Here is a 5797-nt window from a genome sequence, read left to right as displayed (position 1 = left end):
TTTTTTAAATTCATCTATATTACCACTTTCATAAGCAGACTTGATTTTTGCCAAATCATCATCAATAGATGCAAAAGCAATGGTGGTGATAAATAACACAAAAACTATAGTTAAACACAAAATAGCTGAGCGCTTCATAAATACACACCTCCTATTTTATTAGACTATATTCTAAATACTCTTCTTTCAGCCTCTCACTCATTAAGCACCAAGCGAAATAATCTGCTTCCCTTTCCTCTCGGTTGAACATAGTATGCCAATCAGCAAAAACAGGTTTGAGGCGGTTATCATCGTGTAGAACATAGTGACCTATTTCGTGTAAGATACTTTTCACCCGCAGTACTTCAGGAAGTTCTTTATTTATCCCTACAATTACTTTGTCATTGGCTTGAAGCAAAAGTCCCTTAAGAGAACAGAAATTTAAGTAATAAATAGTAATACCAAATTCACCAGCAAGAAGTATTGCTTCGTTTTCATTTCGCACTTTACTGAATTGGTTGGCTTTAGCCTCAACCAAAGAACTTAGATATGAACCAAGATAAAGTGGGAATTGAAGCAATTTATTTTTTTCCCTCCTTTCCCTCCTTCTCTTTCTCAATTATGAAACGCATAAATTTTATTACGTCTCGCATAGCGTCTTCGTCCAATTGACTAGCGGCGTCAACAAATTGGTCAAAAAGAACACGGTCAAAAGATTTAGCCAATTCTCGTAGTTCTGCTTCCAGTTCGTCTCTTTCAGTGGGTTCATTAGAAGAACTAATGTCAATAGATATGCCCTTCATAGCTAAAAGTTCGCTCTCTGGAGTATTGAACAATTTAGTGAGTTTCTTGATATGTTTAATGCTAGGGTTGCTATCTCCCTTAGGGTATCTATATACAGCAACTTCAATACCCAAGAGCTTCAGCAAGTCTTCCCTTAACTTTTTGCCTTAATCCCATTCGTTGAGTTTCATAACCCAATTATAAACTAAAACAAAATATTTTCCAAAAAGTGCTAGGGATTTTAGAAAAGAAGTATTTTAAATAAAGAGAAAGGGAGACGGAGGATAAAGTGAGAGAGTTAGAAAAAGAGGTAAAGAAAAATTTTATTTCCCAAGGTCTTGTAAGGCTCAGGAGTACCGTAGAAATTTTGTAGCAATCCAATTAAAATTGATAAAATTACAAAACGGAGAACCCAGGTTTAAGCGCTTTAGAAGCGCTTAGAGGTATAGCAAAACACCCATGCTTAAGTCTTGCAATCGGGGTCTTAGGTTTTTAAGTCCTCCTTCGCCGACCAGATTTTTACAGTTTTCGATATAGATTAAAACCCTCGGCTAAGTCGTCAGGATCGACTATGAAATCGAGGATAGCCGGCTTACCCGATTCGTTTGCTTTTAGTGCTCGCTCCAGTGCACCACGGATATCTTCTGGCTTTTCTATGCGTTCACCATAACAGCTGTAGGCATGAGCCATCTGAACGAAATCTGGCTGAACAGTGAAGTCTGTTGCAATATAGCGGCCACCCAGCTCTTTTTGCCCTACCTTGGGCCACCCCAGGCTAAAATTGTTCAATATCACCCAGGTGACCGGTGCATCATATTGAACTGCTGTGGGAACATCCTGATTATACATTTGAAATGCACCATCGCCGGTGACACATACTACCTTTTTATCGGGGTGGGCAAGTTTTACTCCTACAGCACCCATAACACCTGCGCCCATACAGGTTTGCTCTCCAGGGGCAATGTCTCCATCTCGATCTAACACCCGATAATAAGGGCTGTAGTATGACCAGAGGTCCTGACTCCCGTTTTCATGAACCATAATCGTGTTGCGTCCGAAGACCTGGTTGATTTCATAAACCACCCGTTTGCTCTTTATGGGTATATCGTTACACTTTCTGCATTCCTCTTCTACCTGGGCCTCATAAGCCCTTTTTTCCTCAGAATATTTTTCCCGGCGCTCTTCCCATTTTGGAGTGGCAAGGTCTCTTATACCTTCTAAGATTGAAGCCAACACTATTTTGGCATCTCCCCATATGGGGATATCAGGAAGCCAATTACGACCAATCTCAAAGGACTCGATATCAATTTGGATGAACTTTGCCCCTTCAGGAAAAAGCTTCCAGGCACCAGTCTGGAACTCTTCATTGCGAGAACCCACGGTGATCAGCAAATCTGCTTCAGCAAATGTCTTAATCCCCAGACTGTTTCTGTATATCCCGACTCCTCCAAAGTGAAGAGGATGGTCTTCTTCTATACTGCCTCGTCCTGAAGGAGTAGTCATTATAGGCATGCCCAGTAAATCTGCTAATTCCCTCAGCTCATCGTGAGCTCGAGACCTTCGTGCGCCTCCACCGGCAACAATTACTGGCCGTTCGCTGCGGGAAATAAGTTCGATGGCTTTTTTAATCTGGTTGTAATCTCCCGCTGTCTTGAGATGCCGCACGGCAGGTATATAATCGGGGATATCAGCTCGATTTCTGCCAACTTCGGGAGGTATTTCTATGTATACAGGGCCAGGCTGTCCATTTGTCGCCAGGAAAAAAGCTCTGCGAATAGTCCAGGGGATTTTTTCAGCATAAGGAACTCGAACAGCCCACTTGGTAATAGGGGACATAATGCTTATCTGGTCGGTCTCTTGGAAGGCACCCTTGCCGTATATATGTCCATCTACACCCGCTCCAAGCAGTATAACCGGGGCACATGCTGCTAAAGATTCCAGCATAGCAGGTGTTATATTTGCAATGCCCGGTCCTTGACTGGCATAACAAACGGCCGGCTCACCAGTCGAGAGAGCATGAGCCATAGCCATAAATCCTCCTGCTGCTTCGTGTCGTACCTGAATCGCCTTGATGGAAGGCTCGTCATAAAGAGCATCGTACAAATCCTTGGGACTGCTCGGAAGTCCATAAACGAACTGAATACCTTCTAAACACAAAGCTTTTACTACTGCCTGCCATCCAGTTAACAACGCCATTTTCTTCCTCCTTGCAGGTTCTTTTACCTGTATTATAGCTTATATTTCTCCCAGGGGCTTTGCCAGAGCCCGGCAAAATTTGCAAATTCAAATCTGATAGCGTACAATTGAAATTGTTATGTTTTATGATGAGCCCGAAGGCAAAGTTATCAATTTGCATGATTCGAAGATTACCCGCTTTTTTAAGCGTTTAGGGTACTTGGTAATAGTAATTGTAATAGCCATTTATTTCCTGACTGGGATTTATGTTGTAGGTCCTGATGAGGTTGGTATGGTAAGAACTCTGGGGAAATTTTCTCGGCAGGTACCCCCCGGCCTTCATTATCATCTTCCTTATCCTTTTCAAACCGTAGTAAAACCCAAAGTAACCGAACTTAGGAGAATAGAAATTGGTTTTCGCACCCTGTACCCCGGTGCTCCTCCTCACCACCAGCTTTTTCCGGAAGAATCCTTAATGCTCACCGGAGATGAAAATATTGTAGACTGCCAGTATATAGTTCAATATCGAATTTCTGACCCTTATGCTTACCTGTTTCTTATTCGCGATGCAGAAAATGCGGTACGAAATGCGGCCGAAGCTGCTATGCGAGAAGTGGTGGGCAAAAAAGGCATTGATGAGGTGCTCACCGTAGGGCGATCTGACGTTCAACAGGAAGCCAGGTCTTTGACGCAAGAAATTTTAGACTCTTACCAGAGCGGAATTGATGTGGTAGCGGTTCAGCTGCAAGATGTTCAACCCCCGCAGGAAGTGGCCGCCGCTTTCAGAGATGTAGCCAGTGCCCGGGAAGATCGAGCCCGTTTTATTAATCAAGCTCAGGCCTACCGTAATCAGGTTGTTCCTCAGGCGAGAGGAGAGGCGGCTAAAATTCTGGAGGAAGCTCAGGCTTTTCAGGCTACGGTTATTAAAGAAGCTGAGGGAGAAGCTGCTCGTTTCCTCCGAGTTCTCTCGGAATACCAGCTTAACCCCGATATCTCTCGAGAGCGGATTTTCCTGGAAACCATGGAGACCGTATGGCCTCAAGTGAATAAATTTATATTCGACAGCCAGGAAAATAACGAGAGCGTTTTAAAATTTTTACCTTTAGTGACGAGAGAGGCTGAAGATGAGTAGAAAAAGGTTAACTCAGCTTACTATGGTGCTGATAATTATAGCGGTTGTAGTGATTATCCGTCCCTGGTATATCCTGGATGAAACCGAACAGGCAGTTATTCTGCAGTTAGGTAAACCAATAGCTACGATAAAAGAAAGCGGGCTCCACCTCAAGCTACCTTATCCCCTCCAGGTGGTTTACAAATTTGATAAAAGGCTGCTGGAATACGATTCTCCTCCTGAAGAGGTAATTACCGAAGACAAAAAAACTCTGCTAATTGACTACTATGCTCGCTGGAAGATAGTGGATCCCTTGCTTTTTTTGCAAACAGTGGTGAGCGAGGCTAGGGCGATGGTGAGAATTGATGACATTGCCTATTCTGAGCTTCGGACAGAGGTCGGCAAAGTTGAGCTGATGGATATAGTAGCCACAGAGAGAGGGCAAATTATGGAGAGGGTAACCGCTAAAACCAACCTCAAGGCTCAAGATTTTGGGGTGGAAGTGGTAGACGTCAGGATAAAACGGGCTGACCTCCCCTCCCAGAACGAAGAAGCAGTTTTTCAGCGAATGCAAACCGAAAGAGAACAGCAGGCCAAGCAGTACCGTTCAGAAGGTGAAGAAGAGGCAACTAAAGTTCAAGCTGCTGCCGATCGGGAAAAGGCCTTGATTTTAGCTGAAGCAAGAAGAGAAGCTCAAATCATCCGGGGAGAAGGGGAGGCCGAGGCTCTCAAGATTTACGCAGAAGCCTATAACCAGGACCCGGAATTTTTTGCTTTTTTAAGAACTATGGAAATGTATGAAAAATCTTTTACTGAAAAAGACACCCTCATTCTCACTCCTGAATCTGAAATATTAAATTACTTGAAAAGCCCAAGGCAGTCTGCGACGCGAGATTAAAAGCGTAAATTATTAAAAAACTAAACACAACAATGCTGGGAAATACATTCCAGCGTGCCTGCAGCGCTCTTCTTTCTGTCACCGCGAAATTAACTGTAAATTTAAGAGATAAGTTTTCTGCGGAGTTTTAAAAATATTACAAATTTGAGAAAATACTTCATTAAACATGTTTTGATAGACAGGTTGCGCTTTGGAAGTAAAGAGTTAAAATTAGTTGTTTGCGGAGGTGAAGTATGAAAAAATACAGTTTAATATTAGCGTTTTTTCTCAGTATTTTTTTTGGCTTCTCACCAATATCCCACGCTCTCCTTTCCCAATCCGTGAGTCCTGATGAATCTTGGTTAACAATTTATCAGAATATTGACCGGGCCTGGGTGGTTGAAAAAGTCACTTTGTCACTCGAGGAGGGGGAGAATCGCTTTTTCTTAACCGGAGACAATCTTCTTCGCGAAAGACTCTATTTTCATCCTCTCGATCCTTTAACTTCTTTGAAAACCGTTGCTACTACTTCTGCAAATGGATATCAGGTTGAAATTGAGGCTCAAGAAGCCGGTTCCTACTCTTTTCTCCTTTCCTTTTTTATGAGTGGATTTAATTGGAAAGGACAGTATATGGCAATATGGGATGAGAGAAATTCCTTTTTTTACCTTTATCCCTCAGTATTTCTCTCCAATCACAAAAGCATGACCTGGGAGAATGTGCATATAAGCTGGCTGCTTGGAGAGCCGGTATTTTTATTTGAGGAAACGGCAAGGGGGATTGCAGATGAAATGAAGCTGGCTGTGGAAGAAGCCCGGCCTCGAGTGATGAAAAGCGAAAAACCAGTAGCAATGGAAAGAGTGTCAGAATAC

At 42.9% G+C, this 5797-nt stretch carries 6 protein-coding genes; 3 read left to right on the top strand and 3 right to left on the bottom strand.

The window, feature by feature from the left end:
* Positions 1 to 151: 151 nt before the first annotated feature.
* The 3 genes from GXZ17_RS10670 to GXZ17_RS10660 form a co-directional block, all read right to left on the bottom strand.
* On the bottom strand, positions 152 to 559 hold the full coding sequence (locus GXZ17_RS10670) for an ImmA/IrrE family metallo-endopeptidase (RefSeq protein WP_409377265.1): 408 nt from the start codon (positions 557 to 559) through the stop codon (positions 152 to 154).
* A gap of 1 nt (position 560) precedes the next feature.
* Positions 561 to 896 carry a hypothetical protein gene (locus GXZ17_RS10665; RefSeq protein WP_409377264.1) on the bottom strand — a complete coding sequence of 112 codons (336 nt, stop codon included), beginning with the start codon at positions 894 to 896 and terminating at the stop codon, positions 561 to 563.
* Between the two features lie 385 nt (positions 897 to 1281).
* Complete coding sequence (locus GXZ17_RS10660; RefSeq protein ID WP_409377263.1) at positions 1282 to 2958, bottom strand: thiamine pyrophosphate-binding protein; 1677 nt, start codon at positions 2956 to 2958, stop codon at positions 1282 to 1284.
* A gap of 118 nt (positions 2959 to 3076) precedes the next feature.
* Here GXZ17_RS10660 and hflK point away from each other — a divergent pair, with 118 nt between their 5' ends.
* The 3 genes from hflK to GXZ17_RS10645 all read left to right on the top strand — a co-directional run.
* Positions 3077 to 4069 (top strand): FtsH protease activity modulator HflK, encoded by a 993-nt coding sequence (gene hflK / locus GXZ17_RS10655; RefSeq protein ID WP_409377262.1) that lies wholly within the window; start codon positions 3077 to 3079, stop codon positions 4067 to 4069.
* The gene (gene hflC / locus GXZ17_RS10650; RefSeq protein WP_409377261.1) at positions 4062 to 4946 is read left to right on the top strand and encodes a protease modulator HflC; all 885 of its coding nucleotides are present in this window, start codon (positions 4062 to 4064) and stop codon (positions 4944 to 4946) included. The genes hflK and hflC overlap by 8 nt, the downstream gene beginning before the upstream one ends.
* Positions 4947 to 5179: 233 nt before the next feature.
* Positions 5180 to 5797: hypothetical protein (locus tag GXZ17_RS10645; RefSeq protein WP_409377260.1), on the top strand; the 618-nt coding region annotated here is incomplete at its 3' end.

This window comes from Candidatus Sordicultor fermentans (assembly GCF_012728195.1).
GTDB lineage: Bacteria > Atribacterota > Atribacteria > Atribacterales > Caldatribacteriaceae > Sordicultor > Sordicultor fermentans.
This window is presented reverse-complemented; position numbering and strand designations above follow the sequence as displayed.

Coding starts and splice junctions, on each gene's coding strand:
- hflC (WP_409377261.1), top strand. CDS start 4,062: ATGAGTAGAAAAAGGTTAACTCAGCTTACTATGGTGCTGATAATTATA.
- hflK (WP_409377262.1), top strand. CDS start 3,077: ATGTTTTATGATGAGCCCGAAGGCAAAGTTATCAATTTGCATGATTCG.
- GXZ17_RS10660 (WP_409377263.1), bottom strand. CDS start 2,958: ATGGCGTTGTTAACTGGATGGCAGGCAGTAGTAAAAGCTTTGTGTTTA.